Source organism: Homoserinimonas flava, from assembly GCF_054969005.1.
Genome location: NZ_JBUEQS010000003.1, coordinates 551,931 through 571,361, shown reverse-complemented (window position 1 = coordinate 571,361; position 19,431 = coordinate 551,931). Strand labels below are relative to the sequence as shown.

Sequence of the window (19,431 nt, the reverse complement as noted above, 5' to 3'; positions counted from 1 at the left end):
GCGTGCGAATTAGAGAACGCGCTGAGGAAATTCAATGATCACATCGACGAGCGGCGGCGCAAGTGCCAGGGCCGCGGCACGTTCGGGTCGGGCCGCGTACTCGGCATCGGCGGAATCGAATGCCGCCCGATCACCGGGGTAGCTGAGCACCCAGGTGAATGTCTCGGCCTCGCGATCGAGGTACGCGCTGTCGATGGTAAAGCCCGATTCGGCCCTCAGCGCAGGGATATGGGACTGCCACCAGGCGAGAAACTTCTCGGAGGTGCCGGGCGCGAGCCGATAGCGGCGAAGCATGACTGTTCGACCGTGCATGGTCACCCTCCCAGGGGTTTAGTCGCCGATGACGGTGCCGCCGTCGACGATGATGTTCTGTCCGGTCGTGAATGAACCGGCCTTCGACGCCAGCCACAGCACGGTCCCAGCCACGTGGTACGGCTCGCCAAAGCGCCGCATGGGCGTTTTGGCAAGGCGACGCTCGCTGCCAGGACCCTCGGTGATCGCTTTGGCGAATTCCGTCTTGATCACCCCTGGGGCAATCGAGTTCACCCGGATGCCATTCGGGCCCCACTGCACGGCGAGATTGCGGGCGAGCTGGGCATTCGCCGCCTTCGTCAGCCCATACAGCTTGATCTTCGCGTTGCCACGAATGCCGGCCAGGCTCGACATGATGATGAACGACCCCTCGCCTCGCTCGGCCATCTGCGGAATAGCAAGATCAGCGAGCGTAAGAACGCTGCGCACATTGATGTCGAACATCGCGTCGAACTGCTCATCGCTCGACATGCCGTTCGGGTGATCTTCAAGCGAGACGCCAGCGTTTGCGAACACGGTGTCGATGCGCCCGTACTCGGCGAGAGTCCACTCCACGAGGCGACGCAGTTCATCCGAGCTCGAGACGTCGCAGACACGGCCGACAACGAGGAGCCCCTCCGCGGCGAGCTCGGCCGCGACGCGTTCCGGCTGCTCTTGAGCGAGCCCGCTCAGCACCGTCGTGGCACCTGCCGAGGCGAGCACTTCGGCTGCGGCCAACCCCAGCCCGGATGTCGCTCCCGTCACTACAGCGACTGTTCCCTTGAGAGAGAACAGCTCTGCGGCGGTCGGTGTTGTTGGCACAGCCCCATCCTGTCGCGTCGCCACCTGCGCGAGCCAGTCGATTCCGAATAGTGGAAGCGAGCATCCGCTGATCGACTAGGGTCGTGGTCATGAATTGGAACGGGCCGCGCAGCGCTGGAGTCGCTCGCATTGCAGAATCGGTCCAGACAGAAATTGTCCGCGGGCGATTCCGGACGGGGCACGAGATCGTGCTCGCCGAACTCTCTGAAGAACTCGATGTCGCGATGAGCGATGTGCGGCAAGCGCTGCTCCGCCTCGTCGAGCAAAACCTCGTCAGGGAGTCGGCAACGGGAGCCTTTCATGTTGTCACCACGTCACAACAGGACCTGCGCGAGCTCACGGCGATGCGGCAGCTTCTCGAGGGCGAAGCAGTGCGGCTATCGGCGTTGAACGCCACCACCGAGGCAGCCGAGCGGCTTCGCGCAACCTACCGAGAGCTTGAAGCCGCCGCCGCCGGCACGCGCGGGCCCGGCCTGGCCCCACGATGGCGTGAGGCCCACGCCGCATTCCACGATGCCCTCTGCGCGGAGTGCGGCAACGAGCGACTCCTCGCCGAAGTGCGCTCACTGCGCGACGAGGCTGAGATCTATCGTGAGCTGTCGACGGCCGCGATGACCGAGGAGCGGCGGGCGACCGTCGATAAGGAGCACCTCGAGTTGCTTGAGTTCGCACTCAGCGGCCGGGCGAGCGAGGCCGCTGCGATACTCCGGCAGCATCTCGATGGCACTATGCGGAGCGTGGTCGAACTGACGCCGGATGGCAGCACCGAGTGAGCTGCACAGCGCCGCGGAGGACGCGATGTCGGTAATCGCTCGAACGATGCGCGTGCTCGATGAGCTCCGCGATGCGGCCGGACCCCTGACACTGAGTGAGCTCAGCATTGCAAGTGAACTTCCGCTCACCACAACCCACCGTTTGTGCGCCGAACTCATCGTCGAAGGCGTCATCGAACGTCTCGACGACGGAGGCCTGCGGATCGGAGAACGGCTGTGGGAGTTTGGCCGCCACTTTGAGCCAGTCGAACGCGTTCGCCTGCTCGCGTCTCGCTACCTCCACGACCTCCGCGAGGTCAGTCGCGCGACGGTCGAGCTCACGCGATTTATCGGCGACGCGCTTGTTGTGATCGAACGACTCTCCGCACCCGATGCACCGCCGACAGAATGGAGCGGTCGCGTGGAACGGCTCGCTCTTGAGTCATCAGCCGCAGGAATCGCTATCCTCGCGCTGCTCCCGCCAGAGGTCGCGGCGCTTCGACGCGCCACGCTCAGCCCTGCACACGCCCGCACATTCGATCGCGAACTGCGGCAAGCGCGCAGCGATGGGGTGGCACTGCGATCGGACCGCGACTCTGGTGGTCGCACGATTCTCGCCGCCCCGATTCGAGGGCGTCTCGGCATCATCGGAGCGGTCTCACTGACCTTGGCTCCCCAGCAGTCGGCGCAGCTGCAGGTGCCGTCGATTCTTGTGACGGCGCGTCGAATCGGTGCGGTCGCCGCTAACTGAGGTTGCTGTCCAGACGACGCGCGCTCGGCGCCCGGTGCCCAGGGCTCGTCGTTTCGACGATCCGGTTCTCGATCATCCCCAGACCGTCGATCTCCATGGTCACCACGTCGCCGACCTGCAGAGGGGGCGGTGTCTGTTCGCCGCGGCGACTCCACCATTCCGCGAGCGCACCACCGCCAACCGTGCCGGTCGCGAGCACGTCTCCGGCGCCGACCCAGGCGTCACGGGATGCGTGGACAAGCAGCTCTGCAAAGCTCCAGCCGATCGTCGCGAGGCTGTCACCGCCGATGTACTCGCCGTTCACACTCACTCGCATCGTGAGGTCGTAGCGGTCCCCGACTCGCCACGGCTCAAGCTCATCGGGGGTCGTGATCCACGGGCCGAGCGTGTTTGCGAAGTCTTTTCCCTTGCTCGGCCCAAGATGGATCTGCATTTCTCTGCGCTGAACGTCGCGGGAGGACCAGTCGTTGAGGATCGCGTAGCCGACGATGTGCGATTCGGCCTCGTCCGGCGAGACATCGCGCACCTTCGTGCCCACGATCGCCGCGACTTCAAGTTCGAAGTCGAGCGCCCCCGTGTATGGCGGCATGGGAATGTCGGCGAAGGGTTCCGTGAGCGAGTGGGGGTTCATGAACAGAAACACCGGCGCCTCGTACCACGCCTCGGGAACCCCAGCGCTGCCGCCGCCGACGCTCGAGTTCACGCCCTCGACATGTCGTTCGAATGCGACAAAGTCACGCATCGCCTTCGGGTCGAGCGGGGCGACAAGCGCTGAACGCACGAGCGGGATTGGTGCTTCTGCGAGCGCAGCAAGCGCTTCGCGCTCGGCCACGGAAGCATTCAGCACGTCGAGGACCTCAGTCCCGACGGGGAGCGCACGAAGCGTCTCCCCCTCGACGATCGCGGCGCGGATCGCGTCGCCGTTTCGAAACCGAGCGACGCGCATGTTAGAAGTCGAAGGTCTCGTAGAACTCGCGCTGACGGGTCTCCAGCGCGGGGATCGCCTGTCCGAGGGCCCACTGTTCGAAATGCGGGTAGGTGCCGTGCGCCTTGAAGGCAGCTTCATCGACGTACACCTCGAAGATGCGGAAGATGCTGGGCTCTTCGGGGCTCTGGTAGGCCTGGTAGTAGACATTGCCAGGCTCGTCGCGCGAGGCGGGCGAGAGGTTCTCGAGGGCGCGACGAACGGTCTCTTCCTCCCCTGGCTTGGCGGTCCATGTTGCGCTGCAGACGAAGGCCATGATGGTGCTCCCTTGATCGAATCTCGACCCGCGGTTGGATCGCTACTCATCTAATGCCGTATCGGATGCTCCGTCCGCGCACGTTTCCGAATAACGGAAGCCGCGCAAGCTCGCGATCGTCGCCCTGGATACAGTGGCCGCTGTTTGCTAGGTAGGCACCATGGCCGATGTTTCGGCCGCGTCGGATGAGGAGAGCACCATGGCGGTCGGAACGATTTCAGAGATCGGCTACGTTTCGTTGGCGACGCGTGACCTGCGCGCCTCGATCGACAATGCCGAGAAGGTGCTCGGCCTCACGCCCGTCGAAGTGACGAAGACCAAGGCCTACTTCGGTTCGGGCACCGGCACGCGTGACCTCGTCTACACGGCCTCCGACACTGACGGCGCTGACCACTTCGGTCTCATCGCGCCGAACCCGGATGAACTGCACGCGATTCGGGAGAAGGTCGACCGGGGCGGCTACCGCGTCATCGCGGAACAGCCCTTCGAGGACTTCATCGAGGCCGGCTTCGCGTTCATCGGCCCCGAGGGGTTCACCTTTCATGTGCATCTCGGCCCGACCCGGTGGGACATCCGTCCTGGCGGATTCGGCCCCGATCGCCTCGGTCACTTCACCGTACGGGTGCAAGACACCATCGCCTTCGCGAAGTTCCTCGTCGATGTCTTCGACTTCCGTGTCTCTGACCGGATCGGCGTCTCGCAGGGCTTCTTTCTCCGCTGCAACCCCGATCACCACGGCATCGCGCTGATCGAGAGCACCTGGACCGGACTCCACCACCACGCGTGGGAGACCCAGTCGATCGCGGACCTCGGTCGCCTCGGCGATCGACTCGCCAGCCTCGGATCCCGTCTCATCTGGGGTCCCGTCCGACACGGCGCCGGTCACAACATCGCGGCCTACTACCAGGAGCCCAATGGCGGCGTGATCGAGCTCTACACCGACCTGGAGCGGATCTATGACAAGGAGCGCGAGGCGTTCGTCTGGGATCCCGAAGACATGTACTGGCTGAACCAGTGGGACGGCAACATGCCGACCCTGATGACGACCGCCGGCTGCGCGCTGCTCGGCCGCTGACACCCTAAGAGAGATGCAACCCCATGCGTATTGCGAGTATTGACAACCGCGCCAGCCTCAAGACCGAGACCGGCTGGCTCGACGTCGCCGAGGCGAGCGCGGGCCGCTTCTCCTCCGACCTTCAGGCGCTCTACAGAGAGTGGGCTGCGTTCACCGAGTGGGCATCCACTGCATCCGGCGGCGCACCGCTGCGCGACGGCGCCGTCTTCGGTGCACCGGCACCGCGCCCCCAGCAGGTTTTCGGCATTGGCATGAACTACAAGTCGCATGTCGACGAGAGCCCAGTTGGCGTCTCCCCCGTGCCCGCAGTGTTCACGAAGTTCCCCACCTCGATCACGGGTCCGTTCGCGGAGGTCGTGCTCCCAGAGGGCGGACACACCGATTGGGAGGCCGAGGTCGTCGTCATCGTCGGCAAACCGGCCTACAAGGTCTCCAAAGAGAATGCGTGGGATCACGTGGCGGGCCTCACGATCGGCCAGGACCTCTCCGAGCGTCTGCTGCAGCTGGCCGCAATCCCACCCCAGTTCAGCCTGGGCAAGTCCTTTCCAGGGTTTAGTCCGATCGGGCCCGAGCTCGTGTCAGTCGACGAGTTCGATGACGCGAACAATCTCGGATTCGGCTGCGCGATCGACGGCGAAGTGATGCAGGACGGGCGCACCGAGCTCCTGCTCTTCTCGATCCCGACGATCATCGAGCATCTTTCTGGCGTGCTCGAGCTGCAGCCCGGCGATGTCATCTTCACCGGCACGCCCGGCGGCGTCGGCAACGCGCGTGAACCGAAGCGGTTCCTTCAGCAGGGCGAAGTGCTCACGACCTGGGTTGAGGGCATCGGGGAGATCCGCAACACCTTTGTGACGGCGTAGCCGGCGCCAGGATCAGTTCGCTGCTCGCGCGCTCCTCAGCACGGCGCTCAGCGGTGTCGCTGGCGCGCCGGTGAGTCGTTCGACGACGTCGCTCTGCACGGCAAACACGCCGTCTCGCGTGCCACGGCCGATCGCGCCGACCATCTGCAGGGCGACAGGAAACGGCGGGCCACCCCTGCTCGAAATGTCGTGTGCGAGCCCCTCGTCATCAACGTGACGGATGTCGACAGCGCCACCGCCCACCGCGGCGAACGTCTGCGCCAGTTGGGTTGCATCGATGAGTTCGGGCCCGGTCACGTCGTACACCTGACCGTCGTGGCCATCACCGGCGAGCACGGCCGCCGCGACGGCCGCGCAGTCGACGCGGGCGACATATGCTGTCGCCGCTGAGCCGGTGTTGGTCACGAGTTCACCCCGCTCGATCGCTTCACCCATCGCTCGAACTTCGTTGTCGGCGTAGGGAAAGTTGCGGAGGATGCACCAGGCCATGCCGCTCTCCCGAATCATCGCTTCGGTTGCGGCATGCTCGGCCGAGAGAAAGTCCCCCTGCCCGAACGAAGGGAATGAGGTGTACGCGATGAACGAGACCCCAGCCGCGCGCGCCGCGTCGACTGCAGCGTGATGCTGCTGCTCTCGCTGTCCGATCGCGTCGGTGGAGATGAGGAGCATCCGATCGGCCCCCGCGAACGCTGCGGCGAGCGTATCGGGTCGCGCGAAGTCTGCTTCGCGAACGTCGACGCCGCGCTCCGCGAAGTCGGACAGGCCCTCGGGCGAGCGTGTGGTGAGGATGAGGTCGCGCGGATCGATCGACTCAAGCAGGCGATCCGCTGTGGCCCGGCCAAGCTGTCCGGACGCACCGGTAATGAGCAACTTCATTGTTCTCCCTCAATTCTCGATGAGCTAAATGTACGATACCGTTTCGTTTAGTAGATTCAAATCGTGGAGTGGCGACGATGCCATCCGGAAAGCGACCGAACGATGAGTAGCCTGACCGACACAACGATCAACTCCGTCACGGTGCTCGCTGCACTGCGCGAGCTCAGCGATGAGCTTCGCGAGCGCGTGCCCGAATATGAAGAGGGGCGCCGCCTGCCCGCAGACCTCCACGAGCGCTTTCGAGAGCTCGGCGTCTACCGTTTGCTCCTCCCTGCGAGCCATGACGGGCTCGAAGCAAGCTCCGCAGGAGTTCTCGACGTCATTGAAGCCTTGGCGACGATTGACGGGTCGCTCGCCTGGGCAACCACGATCGGCATCCAGAGTCCCGCCGTGCTGGCGTGGCTCTCGAGCGAGGCATTCGAGCGTCTCCACGCAGTGGACGCCGACGTCACGATCGGCGGGTCGTTCGCTCCGAATGGTCGCGCGGAACTCGTCGAGGGAGGCTACCGGGCCGAGGGCCGCTGGGGCTTCGCGAGCGGCTGCGACAACTGGGACTACCTCTTCGCCAACTGCGCACTCATCAAGGATGGCGAGCCCGTTCGCGGCCCCGGCGGCCAGCCGGTCATGCGAGCGATGGTCGTGCCGAAAGATGCGGCCCAGGTGATCGACACCTGGCACACGCTCGGCATGCGCGGTACCGGAAGCCAAGACTTCACGCTCGACGGCGTCTTCGTTCCGCAAGACCTGAGTTTCGATCTCTCGACCGCGACGCCCAGCATCGAGGGCATCACCCGGTACCCGCTGATCGAGTTTGGCTACGAACTCGCGACCATCGCGATCGGGGTCGCCCAGGGAGCCATTGATGACCTCGCCGACGCTGCGGCCGGCCGCACCAGGGTTTTTGCCCGCACCAGCATCGCGGCGGATCCCGTCGCCCAGAATCGCATCGGCGAGGTCGCGACCAAGCTCCGCGCAGCGCGAGCCCTCATCCGGGCAGACGCATCCGCACTCCGTGACCTCGACGCCGACGCCGACTTCATGGCGCTGCTGACGACAGCGTCAGCGACGTGTGCGTGGGCCGTTGATGCCTCCATCGACGTCGTGGAGACCTGCTTCCGCACCTATGGCGCTCGCGGCATCTTCGACGGCGCACCGCTCCAGCGGCGGCTCCGCGACATCCTCACCCTCTCGCAACATGCGACGCTCAACGACAGCGCGTGGACCCAGCAGGGCGCCGCCCTGTTCGGCGTGGTGGAAGGGCCTCCCGCGTAGTACGCAGGCACAACGAAAAGGACCGGGATGGCATTTCAGCCATCCCGGTCCTTTTGTCTTCAACGTCAGGGACGGCCGCCTGCGGGCGGCGCCATGGGCGGGGCTCCTGGCGGCATGATCTTGCGAAGCTCTGGCACCTGGGCCCGCAGTGGCTCGAGTGCATTCGCCCAGCGGAGCAGCTCGTCGAGGTGCTGGTGGAGGGTTCCCACCTGCATCTCGTTTGCTTCGAATCCGTTCGGGGAGAGCTGCTTCATGACGAACGGGATTGCGACGCCGTCCGCGATTGGCATCACTCGGAGCGTCGTCACGATCTGCTTGATTACCTGCACCGAGCGGAGGCCAGCACCGATTCCGCCGTAGCTGACGAACCCGAGAGGCTTGTACGTCCACTCCCAGAAGAGAAAGTCGAGCGCGTTGATGAAGCTTGCCGGCGGGCCGTAGTTGTACTCGGGCGTGACGACGAGGTAGGCATCCGCGCTGTCCACCGTGGCAGCCCACGCCTTGGTGTGGTCCTTGTCGTAGCTGCCCATTCTCGGCGACTTCTGCTCGTCGAGGAACGGGAGATCGATCTCGGCGAGGTCTGCGACCTCAATCTCGGCGAAATTAGCGTGGGCCCGGGCGACCTCGGTCGCCCAGTCGCCGATCGGCTTGCCGGCACGGACGTCTCCGCGAGTGCTGGCGATAATGATGAGGAGCTTTGACATAGAGCGCTTTCGTTGGGGTTGGTGTTAGTCGTTCAACATCGACGCGTCGCCGAGTTGATGCCAGGTTCGATTGTGATAGACAAGCGGTGCTTCATTGACCTCAGGCTCGACGTGGGTGTCGATCACGTGGACAACGACGATGGTCGAGCCCCCGGCGGCGAGCCGGTCGATGATTCGCCCGCGGAGTCGAACCTGCGCATCGACGAGGTAGGGCTCGCCGGTGGCAAGACGATCCCACGAGGATGCGTCGGCAAAACGATCGATCCCGCTGGTCGCAAATCGCGTCGCGATCTCGCGCTGACCTGCGCCGAGAAGGTGCACCACCACGGTGTCGGCGGCGGCAATGGTCGGCGCACTCGACGAGAGCGATGACAGCGAGAAGATCAAGAGTGGCGGCTCGGCGCTTGCGGAGAACACGCTCGTCGCCGTGAGCCCCGCTGGGCCGTCCCCTGCATCGGCGGTCACCACGGCGACACCCGCCGGATGGTTTCGGAACGCCAGCTTGAACTGCTCACCGGTGACCCCGGCTGGCAGCGACAGGGTTTCGCCTGCCGGGGAGACCGAATCGGCTTCGACAGCCGCCACGGCCGCCTGCCCCTGTGCCTTGCTCATGTCGACTCCTTTGCCTAATGGGTACGATACGGTACCGTACCTAGAGATTGTCTGATTCGCAAGGAACCGGAGCTTGCTCGCGGTGACGCGACGCGACTCAACCGTGTTCCGGGCGGGCATACTTGTCGATCCCGCTCCAGTGCTCAGAGAGCTTGCCATCGCGGACGCGATACACGTCGTAGGCGAAGTAGTTCCAGGTGCCGCCCGTGCCGTCACGCAACGGCTGCGGCAACTCAGCAGCGATAACGACCATGTCGCCCTCGGCGTGAAGCACCGACGGGGCGGGCTGGGCGGGAGGCTCGGCGCCCGCAGGGAGGGCGGGTGCGTGCGATGCCAGGTCGGCGACGAATGCTTCTAGCCCCGCTCGGCCCTGCGGCATGTGCGAAACGTGCTGGAAGTAGTCCTCGGCGACGAAATCCTTCACGGCATCCGTATCCAGCGGGCCGAAGACCTTGGCGTAGAAGTCGGCAACGAGGCTCTTGTTTGCCTGGAGGTCGGTCTCACCGACATGCTGTGGCGCGGTCGGCTCCTTGCCGAACGCCATCTCTGGCAGAAACTGCGGTCGCGCGTAGCGGTGCTCGTTTGTCCACCGCTCGGCAATGAGCCCATCGGCTATGCGGTACGTGTTGAGGCCGTAGTAGTCGTACGACCCCCCCTCCACCTGCGGGTCGGCCATCGGCATGTAGAAGGCGATCGTGACGAGATCACCCTCGGCAACAACAAAGGCCGGCGGGAACATTTTCACGTCCGCCGGATCAAGGGGCGGCTGGCCCTCGAAGTCACGTTCAAGGATGCCCCTGAATGCGTCGATTCCGACGAGATCGTCGGCACCGTGCAACTCGAAGTCGTCCGCGATGAATCGCGCGAGCGGACGCACGTCGAACGAGGCAACAACATCGTGGAAGTAGTCGAGCACAACCTGCTTATTGGCGCTCAGTTGGTCTGAAGATTGGGGCATCGTTGCTCCTTTGGGAATGATACGAAAGAGTACGCTAACGTCAAGCGCTCGGCGCGTGGAGCGCCGCTTGCCATTGTAATCAGAGAGATCAGCGAATTTTTGCGGGAGTTCGTCTCTGTAGCTAGACAGAACGATTCGGTACAGTACACTGGCGAAGGTCCCTCAAGGCGAGTGGATCACGCACCCCTTCATCACCAAACTTGGAGTAGACAATGAAGTCACTACACCGGGCGGACCCGGGCTCGTCGTCGCGACGCCGCGCCTCATGGATCGCCGTCGTCGCAAGCACGGCCCTCGTGCTTGTCGGCTGCACAGGAACCTCGTCCGATGACGCCTCCAGCGAGGGGGGCGTCCTCACGGTCGGCGTCACGCAGGATGTCGGAAAGTTCGATCCCGTGTACTCGAACTTGCCGACCTACAACCAGTTCGCGTATGCGACCCCGCTGTACCAGACGCCTGACGGCGAGTTCGGCCCCTACCTCGCGGAATCGTGGGAGTTCGCCGAAGACTCGATGTCGATCTCGTTCACGCTTCGTGACGACGCGATGTTCAGCGACGGCACCGCGGTGACGGCCGATGCCACGGTCGCCTCGATGACGCGCTTCTTGACCACACCGTCCGCCAAGCTCGCGCAATATGGCGCGCAGATCGCGTCCGTTTCGGCGACAGACGAGCTGACCGTCAAGCTCGACTTCAAGATGGCCGTGCCAGAGTCATACGCGCTGAGCCTGCTCTACCAGGACAGCGCCTTCGCGATGATCGCCTCCGAGGCAGGCACAGCAGACCCCGACTCGCTCAACACGACGACACAGGGCGCTGGACCATACGTGCTCGACCCGGAGCAGTCGACGAACGGCACCGAGTACACGTACGTGCCCAACGAGCACTATTTCGCTCCAGACACACTGACCTACGACTCGGTTGTCATCAAGCCGTTCACCGACGCTACGGCGCTCGGAAATGCCGTGACCAGTGGACAGGTCACCTACGCAGTCTCGCTGCTGGCGCCGCTCGCGGCGAGTGCAGAAGACGCCGGTTTGACGGTCTCGAAGGGCGCGCTCGGCATCGGTGATTCCGGCACAGCAATGCTCGTGTTCGGCGACCGCACCACGGGGCCGCTCGCTGATGTTCGAGTTCGTCAGGCGATTGCCTATGCAATGCCGCGCGACGACATCAACACGTCGCTCTACGCAGGCCTCGCAACGGCGACAAGCTCGGCGACACCCGAAGGCGTCGGTGGCTACACCAGCGAAGACCCCTACGCCTACGACGTTGACAAGGCAAAGGAGCTGCTCGCAGAAGCCGGCTACCCCGATGGGTTCGAACTGACCATCACGTCGCCCTCCGCAAGCGACCCCGGCAACCTCCTCGGCCTCGCCGTGCAAGGTGCGCTCGAAGCCATCGGCATCACGGTGGCGCTTGAGCGGAACGATGACCCCTTCACCGCACTGATGGGCAAGATTCTCGGCGGCGGCGGCTTCGAGGCGTACATCTACACCGAGCCCGGCGAGAGCGTCTTCACGCTCGTCACGAGCAGCATGACGGGCGTTGCGCCGCTCAACCCCAAGGCCGAGGCGCTGCCGAGCAATGTGAGTGATGCGGTCTCCGCAGCCACCGCAGCCCCCGTCGAGGAGCAGGACGAGCTGCTCAAGGACGTGACCACCGCGGTCGATGAGCTGCAGTGGTCTGTGACCATCCTGTCGATCCCGAGGATCACGGTCGTTCAGCCTGGCGTCGAGAATGTCGCGACGAGCTACGTCACCGCAGAACCGAACCCGTACTCGCCGAACGCTGGCGAGTCGTGGAGCGGAAATTGAACGGAACTGAGGGGGTCGCCGGCACGCCGGCGGCCTCCGCCCCGTACTCGTTCGCAGGCCCCCTCGCCACGATCCATGACCCGGCATTCTTTCGGACGTGGATCACTGATGAAGCCTTCATCGAGCGTCTCATCGAGTCTGACGATCCCGCCACGCGCGAGGTGAAGCGGCTCGCGGTCGAGTTCCAGCGCGAGATGGCCGCAGTGGTGGCGACCGGCGACATTCCGGGAAACATCGATGCACTCCTCGAGAAGTTCATCGATGAGGGCTACAAGCAGCACGATGCGCATCTCACAGACGGTCGGGCGCCACTGGCCGCATTCTTCAAGGGCGCAGCCAATGCCGGTATCGACCTGTGGCCGCCGATGCCCGTGGCTGTCGTTGTCGAAGACGACATCGCCGCGCTGCTGCTGGAGTCGTTGACGCCAGACGGTGGCCGCAAGAACATCCCAACGATGTTCCGTGTTGGCGGCGGGCGCATGACGGAGCACTGGAGCGCGGCTTCTCCGCCGCCGGGATCCGTCAAGCCCTAACTCGTCATCGCCACAGCGATGCAATGACACTTCCGAACTGAGAAAGAGCAGAACCGTGACCGAGATCGCAACCGCAACGTCGGGCCTTGAGGCCTTCGCGCCGTGTGCAACACTGACCGACACCGCCCGCAGAATGCGGGACGAATTGCTTGAGTTCGTGCCCGAAATGCAGAGGCAGGGGCCCGAAGCCGAGCGGTTGCGCGCGCTCACTGACGACGTCACGGGTCGCCTCAAGGAGATTGGCGTGTGGGATCTCGGCACGCCAATCGAGCATGGTGGCACTGCACTCGGCGCCAGGGACCTCGCAGAGGTCATCCAGGCGGTGAGCAGGGGCGACGGTTCTGCTGGGTGGCTGACCGGCACCGCGGCGACAAACCACAACCTGGCGCTGGCGTACTCCGACGAGACGGTTCGTGAGATCTTCGAGAGCTCCGCGGATGTGCCAGGCCCACGGTTGGTGGGCGCCTCGGTGTTCGCCCGTCAGGTCGGTGCAGCGCGCTCGGTTCCCGGTGGTTGGAAAGTGAAGGGCAAGTGGGGCTTCGGCACCGGCAGCAGCACGGCAGCCTGGTTCATGGTCGGCGCAGACTTTGAGCGAGCTGACGGCACGCCGGGCCGAGGCCTTGCCCTCTTGCCTGCATCATCCTGTCGCATCATCAAGGACTGGAATGTCAGCGGGATGTCCGCAACCGGCTCAAACTCCATCATTGCCGACGACGAGGTCTACATTTCGGCTGATCGCTTCTTCGACCTCCAAGAGATGTCCGACCGCATGAATGGGCTTCGCGACCGCTTCAGCGGCCCGCAGTTCACGTGGGGTGCAGAGTCTCGAGTGGTGGTCATCACCCTCAATCTCGCGGCCGCTGCGCTCGGCCTCGCTGAGGGTTCGCTCGAATCGTTTCTCGGCACGGCGCCAAAGCGCACGCCCTTCAACCTCCCGTACCCGTCGATCGCCGACTCCCCCGGCACGCAGATCGTCGCTGGTCGCGCTCAGGCCGCGATCGACACCGCCCGCGCTGTCGTGCAGCGGGTGGCCGAGGGAATCGACGTGCTGGCCGCCGAAGGCTTCGACCTGTCGCCGGTCGAGGCGTCACGGCTGCACATGGAGCTCGTCTTCTCGATCAGGCTCTGCCGGGATGCGATCGCCGACCTCGAGGAGGCACTCGGCTCTTCGGTGGCGTCGATGTCGAATCCGATTCAGCGCGCCCACCGCGACCTGCGCATGCTTGCATCGCACGGGGCCATCCGATTCGACCCGCTTGCGGAGCTCACCGGCAAAGACGCGCTCGGTCGTACGATCGACCCGACCTTCGCCGGCGGCCTGCCGAGCATTCCCTAAGCCCTCAACGACGAGACGACGCCGATCATGTCAGCCAACACCGTTGCACTCCCGGATGCCGCAACCCTCCTCGCCCGCGCAGAAGAGCTCATTCCGCTCTTGCGCGAAACGGCGGCCGAAGCGGAGGCGCTCCGCAGGCTCCCCGATTCGGTCATTGACGCGTTCGAGCGCGCCGGGTTCTTTACGGCGATGCGACCGGTCGAGGCGGGTGGTTCAGCGATCAGCTTCGGGGCGTTCATCGACATTGTGCGCACCCTGTCTCGCGGCGACGCCTCTGCCGGCTGGGTCGCCGCCTTCCTGATCTCGCACAACTGGCTGCTCTCGCGGCTGAACGCTGAGGCGCAGGAGGAGATTTTCAGCAGCAGCCCCGGGCTGGCTGCCGCGGTCGCGGCTCCCCCTGGCTCGGCGGTTCCTGTCGCCGGCGGATACCGGGTGACCGGGCGCTGGCGGTTCGCGTCGGCAATACTCCACTCCAACTGGGCGGTTGTCGCTGCAGCCGGTGAGCACGGTCCGCTCGCCGTCGTTGCGAAGGTCAGCGAGGGTGAGATTCACGACACCTGGCACGTGCCTGGGATGCGAGCAACCGGGTCGAATGACTTCGCCCTCGATGATGTGTTCATTCCCACACACCGGGTGACCGATTTCATCCGTTACTCATCGCGTGACAATGATGGGGCCTCGCTCTACCCGTCATACGATGCCCTCCAGTACCCGATGTACCGGGTGCTGTCGCTCATTCACGGCGCGGTTGCCGTCGGCACGGCTGAGGGTGCACTCGACCTCTTTCCTGCGGCGATGGGCAAGCGCGTTCGCCCGGCGAGCAGTGTTCCGTACCTTGAGGAGCCTGAAACCCAGTCCGCGTACGGGGTTGGGGCCCAGCAGGCGCACGTTGCGAGGCTGCTGCTCGACGACGCGGTCGCAAGGACCGAACGTCTCTATGCGCCCGGAAGCGAAGAGCCGTCGATGGCGGAGCGCGCTCGGCTCAATCTCGACGTCGCAGCGAGTGGCGTTGAAGCATTCAACGCGGTCGACACGATCATTCAGGCCGCCGGTGCGAGCGTTCTCCGGGACGGCACCGACTACGACCGCATGGCGAGGAATACCCTGGTGATGCGGAACCACACGACACTCGATGGACGGCACGCACAGCTGCTGGCCGGCAGGGTCTTATTGGGTCAGAGCCTCGGCGGCCACGCCGACGCGCTGTATTAGGAGCGAGAAGCATTGATCAACGAAGATCTGCTGCTGAGAATTGAGCGTCTCGAAGCAGTCCAGGCCGTGCAGAACATCATGGGGACGTATGAGTATCTTCACTCTGCGTACCAGAACGCCGACATCGTCGAACTCTTTGCCGATGTCGACGATCTCCTCATCGAGATGCCAGCCGGAATCTGGCGCGGTCGCGATGCTGCGTATCGCTGCTTCGGCGTCACATTCGAAAAGGAGCTCACGCAGCCCGACCGGCGCGGAGAGCTCGTCGAGCACACCCTCACCACGCCCGTCATCGAGGTGGCAGGTGACGGGCAGACCGCAAAAGCGGTGTGGAATTCACCCGGCCATGAGGCACACCGGTTCTTCTGGGTCGAAGACAGCCCTCGCATTGAATTCTGGTACTGGTGCACCTATTCGGTCGACTTCATCAAGACCGAGGCCGGATGGAAGATTTGGCACCTGCACGTCTACCAGACCTGGGCGAGCGAGGTTGGCACAAGCATCCTCACATCCCCGCCGCCGCCGGAACCGCCGATCCCGAATGGGCCCGGTCGACCGGATGAGCCCGTCTCGTTCGAGACGAAGTACAGCCTGAATCGAGCGCCACAGCTCGTCCCTGTGCCTCCGAAGCCGTACGACACCTACGTCACGGAAGACTGAGGGTGACCCGCCAATGATGCGACTGCTCCTCGGGCGGCTGGCACTTGCTGTGCCGCTGCTGTTCACCGTCTCGTTTCTCACCTTCTTGCTCATCGCGATTGCCCCGGGCGACCCGGCGGCCGCGGTGCTCGGAAACGCGGTCACACCTGAGCGACTTGCCGAGGTGCGAGAACAGCTCGGGCTGAATGATCCGCTCCTGCTGCAGTACTGGAACTGGTTGACCGCGGCGCTCCAGGGCGACCTGGGCAACTCGCTGCTCACCTCACAGCCGGTGGCCGCGACCATCGGGCAGCGCATCGGGGTGACGCTCAGCCTCGTGCTGATCGCACTGGTGATCTCGACGATCGGCGGAGTGCTCATCGGCATGCTCGGAGCGCTTCGCGGCGGCTGGGTGAGCCGGGTTCTCGAGTGGGCCGCAGTGGTGCTCTCGGCAATCCCACCGTTCTGGCTCGGATTCTTGCTGATCGCCTGGTTCGCACTCCAGAGGGCGTGGCTGCCGGCAACCGGGTATGTGCAGCCGGATGACTCACTCGAAGGTTGGGCGCGATCGCTTGTCCTCCCCGTCGTGACACTTGTTGCCGCCCCGATGATGGGCATCGCCAAGCAGACAAAAGACTCGATGCAGGAGGCGTTGTCAAAAGACTTCGTTGCCGCACTCAGGGCAGACGGAATGTCTGAGACCCGCATCATCTGGGCACACGTGCTCAAAAACGCGGCGATCCCGATCGTCACCATGGTCGGCGTATTCTTCATCGCCATGATCGGCGGGACCGTCTTCGCCGAAACGGTCTTCTCGCTCCCCGGCCTCGGCACGTTGGTGGTCAGCGCGGCACACACCGGTGACTATCCCCTCGTGCAGGGCGTCGTCGTGGTCATCGGCCTTGGCGTTGTCATCGTGAACATCGTTCTCGAGCTTCTGTACGGCTGGCTCAACCCGAAGGCAAGGCACGCATGACGCTGACTCAATCGCTCGCCGTTCCCCGCGCCAAAGGCGTTCGCGGCCCCTTCGCCCGCCTCATTCGTCGGCCGCTCGCAATCGTCTCGGGCGCGGTGTTGTTCGTCATAATTGCCGCCTGCCTGCTCGCGCCCGTGTTGTCGTTGCCGAGCCCAAATCAGAACGACCTGCTGAATGCACTCGCTGGCCCCAGCCTCGCCCACCCCTTAGGCACGGACCAGCTGGGGCGTGACCTGCTCAGCCGCCTGCTCCACGGGGGCATTCCTTCGCTCGGCTACGCAAGCCTCGTGCTGATCGTGGCGCTCGGGCTTGGGGTTCCGTTCGGCATCCTCGTTGGGTATCGCGGTGGCACGTGGGATCGAGTTGTCACCACCATTGCGGACATCGGACTCGCCATGCCGGTGCTCATCATGACCATCGTCATCCTCAGCGTTTTCGACAACATGTTCTGGCTCGCGATGGTGCTGCTCGGTGTGCTCATGAGCCCCCCGGTTGTTCGCAATATTCGTGGAGCGGTGATTGCTATTCGGCGAGAGAACTTCGTCGATGCCGCCCGTGTCGCCGGGCTCTCGCCCGCGCGGATCATGGCGACCCACATCCTCCCGCGTGTCATCGGCCCTGTACTGGTGCAGGCAACGCTCCTCGCGGGCGTTGGCATCTCCTTCACTGTCGGCCTCGCCTTCCTCGGCTTCGGCCCGCAGCCGCCAGAGCCAACCTGGGGCGGCATGATCCAAGACGCCGTGCTCGTGCTCTCGCGTTCGCAATGGCCGATGATCGTCGCCGGCGCCACAGTCGCGCTCACGGTATTGGCGCTCAACATTCTCGGGGACTCGCTCCGCGAAGCCACGGTCGACCCGTGGGCGGGGGCGGCACGGCGCAAGACCGTGACCGCACGACCCGCGACGGTCGAACCAGGCGCTGCGCTCGTCTCGGTGCGCAACCTTGACGTGACCTACACCGCGGGGGCACGAGAGGTGCTCGTGGTCGAGGGAGTCAGCCTCGACATCGGTCCGGGTGAAGCTGTCGGGCTTGTCGGCGAATCCGGGTGTGGCAAGTCGACTGTCGCCCGTTCAATTGCGCGAATCCTCCCCGCCGCCGGTCGGACAACCGGCGGCGGCGTGCGGTTTCGGTCAGAAGCCGTGCTCGAGCTCGAAGGCAAGGCGCTCCAGACCTATCGTGGCGGGTCGGTCGGCTACGTCTTCCAAGACCCCATGGCAACACTTGAGCCAACCATGCGCGTCGGTGCCCTGCTCGCCCAGGTCATTCGTCTTCACCACAAGGTGAGCCGCCGCGAAGCAAAGGTTCGCGCTCTTGAGCTGCTCCGGCGAGTGCAGATCAAAGATGCCGAGACCATTGCACGGCGCTATCCTCACGAGCTCTCTGGCGGGCTCGCGCAGCGTGTGGCCATCGCTCGTGCGATCGCCGGTGAGCCGGACCTGCTGATCGCTGACGAACCCACGACTGCCCTTGACGCGTCGATTCGCCTCGGGGTGCTCGACCTGCTTCGCTCCCTGCAGAGCGAGATGGGCATGGCGATGCTCATCGTCAGCCACGACTGGGAAGTGATCGGCCACCTCTGCGACCGTGCCGTCGTGATGTACGCCGGGCAGGTTGCTGAAGAGGGTCGGGTCGAAGAGCTCCTGGAGCAGAGCGCACACCCATACAGTCGGGCACTGCTCGCGTGCCGACCCCGTGCTGACGCCGATCGTTCGTTGCCGCTCGTCTCGACCCCAGGGCAGGTCGCCCCACCCGGATCGTGGCCGGTCGGATGCCGCTTTGCGGCTCGATGCCCGATCGCTCGCCCCACCTGCCGGGAGGCCCCCGTTCCGCTCATCCCGGTCACGGACGAGCAGTCCAGTCGCTGCCTGTTCGTTGATGAAGTCCTTGCCACACCAGCGGAGGTCCTGCGATGACCGGTGCACCATTGCTCACCGTCGAAGAACTCACGATCGATTATGGTTCCGGGCGGCGGCGTCACCGGGCGGTCGATGGCGTGAGCTTCGAGATCGCCGAGGGCGAGACGCTCGGACTGCTCGGAGAGTCAGGCTCTGGCAAGTCGACCATCGGGCGGGCGATCCTCGGCCTCGTGCCGATCACGTCTGGGCGAATCATCTACCGCGGCGTCGATTTCGCGTCATTGAGCCCGCGGCGTCGCCGGGCATATGGCTCAGACATCCGTGCGGTCTTTCAAGACCCGAACAGCACGCTCAACCCGGTGAAGCGCATCCGCACCGCCCTTCTCGAGGGCTTGCCTCGCAATAGTCCAGACGCAACGAAGCGGATGCTCAGACTGCTCGACCGCATGGGGCTGCCACCCGGTATCGAAGACAGTTTTCCGGCCGCGTTCTCTGGCGGGCAGCGACAGCGCATCGCCATCGCCAGAGCGATGATGAGTGAGCCATCGCTCGTCGTGTGCGACGAACCAGTGACGGCACTCGATGTGTCGGTGCAAGCACAGGTGTTGAATCTGCTGCGCGAGATCCAGCGCGCGACCGGGGTGAGCCTGCTTTTTGTCGGCCACGACATTGAGGTGGTCCGGTACATGTCCGATCGCATCGCGGTCTTGCAGCAGGGCAAAATCGTCGAGACTGGTCTTGCCGACGACGTCGTGCGCTCGCCGTCGCACAGCTACACCCAACAACTCGTCACAGCAATGCTTGCGACTGGCGGCAGGAGAACCCCCGCTCCCCTGCAGTGATCT

Annotated in this window: 21 protein-coding genes; 13 read left to right on the top strand and 8 right to left on the bottom strand. The window is 64.6% G+C overall.

Features of this window, described 5'->3' with window-relative positions; genetic code table 11:
• Positions 1-9 precede the first annotated feature (9 nt).
• Positions 10-312, bottom strand: coding sequence for a hypothetical protein (locus ACY48M_RS11645; protein WP_462820445.1), 303 nt, complete (start codon positions 310-312; stop codon positions 10-12).
• An 18-nt stretch (positions 313-330) separates the two neighbouring features.
• Positions 331-1,113 carry an SDR family NAD(P)-dependent oxidoreductase gene (locus tag ACY48M_RS11640; protein WP_462820444.1) on the bottom strand — a complete coding sequence of 261 codons (783 nt, stop codon included), beginning with the start codon at positions 1,111-1,113 and terminating at the stop codon, positions 331-333.
• Positions 1,114-1,202: 89 nt separating this feature from the next.
• Here ACY48M_RS11640 and ACY48M_RS11635 point away from each other — a divergent pair, with 89 nt between their 5' ends.
• Both ACY48M_RS11635 and ACY48M_RS11630 read left to right on the top strand, forming a co-directional pair.
• A complete protein-coding gene (locus ACY48M_RS11635; RefSeq protein WP_462820443.1) occupies positions 1,203-1,886 on the top strand; it encodes a GntR family transcriptional regulator in 684 nt (227 codons plus the stop codon).
• A 25-nt stretch (positions 1,887-1,911) separates the two neighbouring features.
• Positions 1,912-2,616: an IclR family transcriptional regulator gene (locus ACY48M_RS11630; RefSeq protein WP_462820442.1), complete on the top strand. Its 705-nt coding sequence runs from the start codon at positions 1,912-1,914 to the stop codon at positions 2,614-2,616.
• Here the strand turns inward: ACY48M_RS11630 and ACY48M_RS11625 are convergent.
• Both ACY48M_RS11625 and ACY48M_RS11620 read right to left on the bottom strand, forming a co-directional pair.
• Positions 2,609-3,562: a fumarylacetoacetate hydrolase family protein gene (locus ACY48M_RS11625; protein ID WP_462820441.1), complete on the bottom strand. Its 954-nt coding sequence runs from the start codon at positions 3,560-3,562 to the stop codon at positions 2,609-2,611. The two genes, ACY48M_RS11630 and ACY48M_RS11625, sit on opposite strands and share 8 nt — an antisense overlap.
• 1 nt (position 3,563) lies before the next feature.
• Positions 3,564-3,857, bottom strand: coding sequence for a putative quinol monooxygenase (locus tag ACY48M_RS11620; protein ID WP_462820440.1), 294 nt, complete (start codon positions 3,855-3,857; stop codon positions 3,564-3,566).
• A 160-nt stretch (positions 3,858-4,017) separates the two neighbouring features.
• Between ACY48M_RS11620 and ACY48M_RS11615 the strand changes: the two genes are divergently transcribed.
• On the top strand, positions 4,018-4,932 hold the full coding sequence (locus ACY48M_RS11615) for a VOC family protein (RefSeq protein WP_462820439.1): 915 nt from the start codon (positions 4,018-4,020) through the stop codon (positions 4,930-4,932).
• Between the two features lie 23 nt (positions 4,933-4,955).
• Positions 4,956-5,795, top strand: a complete 840-nt coding sequence (locus ACY48M_RS11610; RefSeq protein ID WP_462820438.1) for a fumarylacetoacetate hydrolase family protein — start codon at positions 4,956-4,958, stop codon at positions 5,793-5,795.
• Positions 5,796-5,807: 12 nt separating this feature from the next.
• Here ACY48M_RS11610 and ACY48M_RS11605 read toward each other — a convergent pair whose 3' ends face one another.
• Positions 5,808-6,671 (bottom strand): NAD(P)H-binding protein, encoded by an 864-nt coding sequence (locus tag ACY48M_RS11605; RefSeq protein ID WP_462820437.1) that lies wholly within the window; start codon positions 6,669-6,671, stop codon positions 5,808-5,810.
• Between the two features lie 102 nt (positions 6,672-6,773).
• Here ACY48M_RS11605 and ACY48M_RS11600 point away from each other — a divergent pair, with 102 nt between their 5' ends.
• A complete protein-coding gene (locus tag ACY48M_RS11600; protein ID WP_462820436.1) occupies positions 6,774-7,943 on the top strand; it encodes an acyl-CoA dehydrogenase family protein in 1,170 nt (389 codons plus the stop codon).
• A 65-nt stretch (positions 7,944-8,008) separates the two neighbouring features.
• Here ACY48M_RS11600 and ACY48M_RS11595 read toward each other — a convergent pair whose 3' ends face one another.
• The 3 genes from ACY48M_RS11595 to ACY48M_RS11585 all read right to left on the bottom strand — a co-directional run bounded on the left by ACY48M_RS11595 (position 8,009) and on the right by ACY48M_RS11585 (position 10,217).
• Complete coding sequence (locus ACY48M_RS11595; RefSeq protein ID WP_462820435.1) at positions 8,009-8,647, bottom strand: NADPH-dependent FMN reductase; 639 nt, start codon at positions 8,645-8,647, stop codon at positions 8,009-8,011.
• Positions 8,648-8,671: 24 nt separating this feature from the next.
• Positions 8,672-9,259, bottom strand: coding sequence for a flavin reductase family protein (locus tag ACY48M_RS11590; protein ID WP_462820434.1), 588 nt, complete (start codon positions 9,257-9,259; stop codon positions 8,672-8,674).
• Positions 9,260-9,356: 97 nt separating this feature from the next.
• The gene (locus tag ACY48M_RS11585; RefSeq protein ID WP_462820433.1) at positions 9,357-10,217 is read right to left on the bottom strand and encodes a nuclear transport factor 2 family protein; all 861 of its coding nucleotides are present in this window, start codon (positions 10,215-10,217) and stop codon (positions 9,357-9,359) included.
• 212 nt (positions 10,218-10,429) lie between these two features.
• On the opposite strand from ACY48M_RS11585, the gene ACY48M_RS11580 reads away from it, so the two are divergent.
• Genes ACY48M_RS11580 through ACY48M_RS11545 form a run of 8 tightly spaced genes read left to right on the top strand, consistent with a single transcriptional unit; the run spans position 10,430 to position 19,428 of the window.
• The gene (locus tag ACY48M_RS11580) at positions 10,430-12,034 is read left to right on the top strand and encodes an ABC transporter substrate-binding protein (protein ID WP_462820432.1); all 1,605 of its coding nucleotides are present in this window, start codon (positions 10,430-10,432) and stop codon (positions 12,032-12,034) included.
• Positions 12,031-12,567, top strand: coding sequence for a nuclear transport factor 2 family protein (locus ACY48M_RS11575; protein WP_462820431.1), 537 nt, complete (start codon positions 12,031-12,033; stop codon positions 12,565-12,567). Before ACY48M_RS11580 ends, ACY48M_RS11575 begins: the two co-directional genes overlap by 4 nt.
• A gap of 55 nt (positions 12,568-12,622) precedes the next feature.
• Positions 12,623-13,903 (top strand): acyl-CoA dehydrogenase family protein, encoded by a 1,281-nt coding sequence (locus ACY48M_RS11570; protein WP_462820430.1) that lies wholly within the window; start codon positions 12,623-12,625, stop codon positions 13,901-13,903.
• Between the two features lie 27 nt (positions 13,904-13,930).
• Positions 13,931-15,115 carry an acyl-CoA dehydrogenase family protein gene (locus ACY48M_RS11565; protein ID WP_462820429.1) on the top strand — a complete coding sequence of 395 codons (1,185 nt, stop codon included), beginning with the start codon at positions 13,931-13,933 and terminating at the stop codon, positions 15,113-15,115.
• A 12-nt stretch (positions 15,116-15,127) separates the two neighbouring features.
• Positions 15,128-15,775, top strand: coding sequence for a nuclear transport factor 2 family protein (locus ACY48M_RS11560; RefSeq protein WP_462820428.1), 648 nt, complete (start codon positions 15,128-15,130; stop codon positions 15,773-15,775).
• 13 nt (positions 15,776-15,788) lie between these two features.
• A complete protein-coding gene (locus ACY48M_RS11555; protein ID WP_462820427.1) occupies positions 15,789-16,730 on the top strand; it encodes an ABC transporter permease in 942 nt (313 codons plus the stop codon).
• Complete coding sequence (locus tag ACY48M_RS11550) at positions 16,727-18,643, top strand: dipeptide/oligopeptide/nickel ABC transporter permease/ATP-binding protein (RefSeq protein WP_462820426.1); 1,917 nt, start codon at positions 16,727-16,729, stop codon at positions 18,641-18,643. Before ACY48M_RS11555 ends, ACY48M_RS11550 begins: the two co-directional genes overlap by 4 nt.
• The gene (locus tag ACY48M_RS11545) at positions 18,640-19,428 is read left to right on the top strand and encodes an ABC transporter ATP-binding protein (RefSeq protein WP_462820425.1); all 789 of its coding nucleotides are present in this window, start codon (positions 18,640-18,642) and stop codon (positions 19,426-19,428) included. Before ACY48M_RS11550 ends, ACY48M_RS11545 begins: the two co-directional genes overlap by 4 nt.
• Positions 19,429-19,431: the final 3 nt, after the last annotated feature.